This is a genomic window from Rufibacter sediminis (genome assembly GCF_014269285.1).
GTDB classification, from domain to species: domain Bacteria; phylum Bacteroidota; class Bacteroidia; order Cytophagales; family Hymenobacteraceae; genus Nibribacter; species Nibribacter sediminis.
In genome coordinates this window covers 32,597-36,911 of record NZ_JACOAF010000027.1, presented here as the reverse complement: position 1 = coordinate 36,911, position 4,315 = coordinate 32,597, and the positions used below count along the sequence as shown (strand labels likewise).

6 protein-coding genes are annotated in these 4,315 nt (G+C 43.4%); all 6 read left to right on the top strand.

Annotated elements, in window-relative coordinates; all coding sequences use genetic code 11:
• The first annotated feature begins 129 nt into the window (after nucleotides 1-129).
• The 6 genes from H7U12_RS11570 to H7U12_RS11545 all read left to right on the top strand — a co-directional run bounded on the left by H7U12_RS11570 (nucleotide 130) and on the right by H7U12_RS11545 (nucleotide 4,057).
• A complete protein-coding gene (locus H7U12_RS11570; protein WP_186637807.1) occupies nucleotides 130-732 on the top strand; it encodes a hypothetical protein in 603 nt (200 codons plus the stop codon).
• A gap of 105 nt (nucleotides 733-837) precedes the next feature.
• Nucleotides 838-1,245 (top strand): hypothetical protein, encoded by a 408-nt coding sequence (locus H7U12_RS11565; RefSeq protein WP_186637805.1) that lies wholly within the window; start codon nucleotides 838-840, stop codon nucleotides 1,243-1,245.
• 121 nt (nucleotides 1,246-1,366) lie between these two features.
• Nucleotides 1,367-1,936 (top strand): hypothetical protein, encoded by a 570-nt coding sequence (locus H7U12_RS11560; RefSeq protein WP_186637802.1) that lies wholly within the window; start codon nucleotides 1,367-1,369, stop codon nucleotides 1,934-1,936.
• Between the two features lie 320 nt (nucleotides 1,937-2,256).
• Nucleotides 2,257-2,628: a VOC family protein gene (locus H7U12_RS11555; RefSeq protein ID WP_186637799.1), complete on the top strand. Its 372-nt coding sequence runs from the start codon at nucleotides 2,257-2,259 to the stop codon at nucleotides 2,626-2,628.
• Between the two features lie 51 nt (nucleotides 2,629-2,679).
• Entirely contained in the window at nucleotides 2,680-3,315 is a 636-nt protein-coding gene (locus H7U12_RS11550; protein ID WP_186637796.1) for a class I SAM-dependent methyltransferase, read from the top strand.
• Between the two features lie 169 nt (nucleotides 3,316-3,484).
• Nucleotides 3,485-4,057 (top strand): DUF4256 domain-containing protein, encoded by a 573-nt coding sequence (locus tag H7U12_RS11545; RefSeq protein ID WP_186637794.1) that lies wholly within the window; start codon nucleotides 3,485-3,487, stop codon nucleotides 4,055-4,057.
• Nucleotides 4,058-4,315: the final 258 nt, after the last annotated feature.

Genomic DNA, 4,315 nt, shown 5'->3' with positions numbered 1-4,315 from the left:
TCTCCTCTCCCATTTCAAATATAGGAAATTGCACTCTCGCAGATGGGCAAATATAAAGGTATAAACACCATGCCACGGCCGACGGCCTTGCACGTTGTTTATACGAGGCCGTTAGCTGCAACCTTAAAAATGAATAAAGTACTTAAAGCATTTTTGATTCTTTTAGGTCTCCTCTTCACAATTGCAGGAGGTTTGTTTTTATTTATCCATATAGCGTTTGACGGAATCTTTACAGGGCCAAGCTATTTTAAAGAAGATTTAGCAGAAAACTTTGAAGAAAGGAAAACACAAATAATTGAAGCCAAGAATTATTTTGGTTCAATTGTACCAAAGGAAACATTTGTAAAAATAGAATTTGAAAAGGGACAGCTCGGTATCTTCCATATCAAAAAGAACGGAATCTATCAAAACAACTGGAACCTTGACATAAATTCAAAGAAAGTTGATTCTTTGCTTCAGGTGCTTGGTTGGACTAAAACTGAACTTAAGACACTCAAATCAAAGCTTGACAAAGCTAATTGCATCTCAGCAGAAAGTGGAAACCCAATAACCATTGGTTGGCAGAGAAGTGGAATGGGAATGTATTTTTATAACATTTTCGACCAAAACTTAAATGACAGCTTAATTTCGGTATATAACGACAGTTGCACCTACATTTTCTATAAAGACAATGTGGTTTTAGAATATGGAGGCGGGGCTATTGGGGCACAGTGCTTTCCAGGCCTAAAATGAAAAAAAAGGCAGCAGCTAACAAGGTGCATAAGCCATGCTACGGCCGACGGCCTAGCACGCCTCATGCACTAGCCGTTAGCGGTAACCAATAGAACAAAACCATTCATGTTTAATCAATTGAAGCCAGCCCAAACATTTAGAAGAATATCAGTACTACTTATCCTGACCAGCTCCTACTCCTGCAGATTTGCTTACAAGGAGCACGTAATAGGGAAATATTTCATTATCGGTGTAGATACTAAGGATGACCTGTCATTAAGTTATAAATTAAGCAATGGTGATTTTGTAGGCAAAGCACCAGGTCAAATTCTACAATATGGTTACAATGACACAGTTATAGTTGCTAAGACTCAGAACAACTACAACGGACAGCCTTCATACTACATTATTAATATGGTGAAAGACTCCGACTATGCCCACGAAGAAGATTTCCAGACAGGTCCAATTGCGGAAGAAGAATTTAATACTAAATGGAAACAAAAAGTTAATATTAACCTAGTAGATGTGCAGTAGCTTGAGTTTGATGCAGATTTTTTCTCTCATTAAAACTTAAGCAAAAATATGATGGTGGTGTTTTTAACTTTTTCGCGCCAAGTAGCCAAAACGTAATCTAACCATTCCAAACCAATCTGATATGCTACGTCCCAGCTCTACAAAACGAAAAGTCCTTCTTACGGGCATCATTACTCTTTTTGTATTTAGCTTTCTTCTCTGGGACCACGTTCATGGTGGGGTTCCAAGCCATCATATTCTAAATCAGAAAGAGCTACCTGCTATTTCAAATTGGTGGAATGTGCTATTCCTTCCTATTCTTTCCTGGATGTTACTGGGTAGAATAGAAAAAAGACTTGCAAAGCAAGCCCAGTCCTCACGAACGCCTAAGAACCAACCATCAAGTATTGTTGTACTCTTCACCACCGGCTTATCCTTTGCAATCTTGATTTCCCTATCTTTTGTCAATGACTACAAGCCTGTCTTAGACAATGTGATGTACGCCTTATTAGGAGTAAGCCTGATTATCCCAATATTTTATGCTGAATTTATTTTGGGCTTCGTGCTAGGTATGACATTCACGTTCGGGGCGATATTGCCTACTGTATTCATTTTGGTATTAGCCTCCCTGGGATTTATAATTTACAGATTTGTAAGACCCTTTATCAAGCGGCTGGTATTTCTTTCAAGAAACAAATCCGTTAAGTCCTGAACACTACCGCCGTTTTGCTGCTATGAGTGGTGATGCGCTCAGCTTAAGCGGGAACTGTTCTGGTGGGATCATCTTTATGGGCAAAATTGAAAGCACCTGCTCTGAATCAGCACTCACTTCTGAATGCAAGCGGAAAAGCTTAGAAGATAACGCACGAGCCAACAACCTTACACTTCGCACAATATTGCACCTAAACCCTGATGCTGAATTTATTGCTCTTTGCTAACTTTAGGTGAAGACAAGAACAATTGCTTCCTCTACTTGCGGCACATTATATCCTTACGCTCAAGCATCAGTATACACCCAAAATAGAAAGCAGTATGAAACTAGGTGCATTTTCCGTTAGTCTCAATGTCAAAGATCTTGAGGCATCCAAGCAATTTTATGAGAACTTAGGCTTCGCCGTTTTTGCCGGCGATAAGAAGCAGAATTATTTCATCATGAAAAACGATAACGCCCTTATCGGACTATTCCAGGGCATGTTTGAAGGCAATATATTAACATTCAATCCCGGTTGGGATGAAAGTGCCAACAACACCGATGAGTTTGATGATATCAGGGGAATTCAGCGGCAACTGAAAGGGAAAGGAATTGAGTTGATGAGCGAGGCCGATGAAGAGACTTCTGGTCCGGCCAGCCTGATGGTAACTGACCCAGACGGAAATACCATTCTGATTGACCAACATCGCTGAAACAATCTTTCCTCCAACCATTCACCTGCTGAAAAAGATAAGAAACAAAGTATGACAGAGTTTTGGGAGTCAAGCTTTCGGGATAAACAAACGATGTGGGGATTTGAGCCCGCATATTCGGCCATCACAACCGCTGATTTTTTCCAAACTAATGGAGTAAAGGAAATCCTGATCCCCGGGTTAGGATACGGTAGAAACGCCAAAGTATTTACCGACCAGGGGTTCCATGTGACGGGAATTGAAATCTCAGAAACTGCGATTGACTTAGCGAAACGCCATTACGGCGACAGCATACACGTCTACCATGGAGGAGTCGGCGAGATGCCATTCGACCAGAAAATGTATGATGGCATCTTTTGTTATGCGTTGATCCATCTGCTACAGGCAGAAGAGCGCGCTAAGCTGATCAAAGATTGTTACCAGCAGCTAAGCCCGGCGGGGTACATGGTATTTGTAGCGCTTTCCAAAAACACGCCCACCTTCGGAGAAGGAGTAGAAATAAGCAAAGACACATTCAGAACCCGGCATGGGGTTGAGTTATTTTATTATGATTCAGAATCCATAAACCAAGAGTTTGGTCCCTATGGCTTACTAGAAGCCGTGGAGATAACGGAACCCGCTAAGAATCTGGGCAACAAACCCTTTCATCAATTTTGGCAAATCACCTGCCGGAAAGAGGACGTGTAAAAGACCAGTCGCCGATAAACGTCAATCCCTGCCTTTCTTCTGGCGAATTCTTTGAGGCGATGACCCTCTGCGATTTACTTGTGTTTACCAGAAAGGCACTGGAAACCTTTGCCAGAACCATCCTCATCCGAGAAGCAGCCACATCAAAAAACTTCCGTCAAGACACCCTATGAAAACACTGGAAACCGAAAAGCAGCTGACGCCTGAACAAAGAAATCAACTCCTGCACCTGATAGAAAACCGTTTCAAGCAAAACATGGCTCGGCACAAAGGGTTGGAATGGAAGAACGTACTGGCAAAACTGGAAGCTGCTCCTGAAAAACTCTGGTCGCTCTTTGAGATGGAAAGAACCGGCGGTGAGCCAGATGTAGTCGCGTTGGATAAAACAACGGGCGAATACCTTTTCATCGATTGCGCGCCCGAGAGCCCCAAAGGTCGCCGGAGCGTGTGTTATGACCGCGACGCGTTAGACGCCAGAAAAGAACACAAACCCGCACATAGTGCTGTTGAGATGGCGGCAGAGATGGGCATAGAACTACTGACCGAAGCACAATACCGAGAATTGCAGCAATTGGGGGAATTTGACGCCAAAACGTCCAGCTGGGTGCAGACGCCCGCTGCCATTAGGGAACTAGGCGGCGCCCTCTTCGCTGATTTCCGCTACGGCACCGTCTTCGTGTACCATAACGGCGCCTCCTCCTACTATGCTGCCCGAGGGTTCCGGGGCTCCTTGAAAGTCTAATCCTTACCGCTTTGCCGTTCTCCAAGTTGGTATAATCTTGAGGGACAAAACCTTGAGAAAATCGCGTTCTCGACAGTGGCTTTGCATTTCCTTAAGCAAGGCATTGTTCCGCATCTCGCCGTAGGAACCGCATTTCTGGTTTACCGCCCTCTACCCAGAGTTTTACATTTCCTCTCTTTCAAAATAGAAGCGTACCCTGATCGGGAATAGCTCTTGAGTTCAGGCATTGCGGCAGTTTCTCAGGCAGGAAAGATGTAG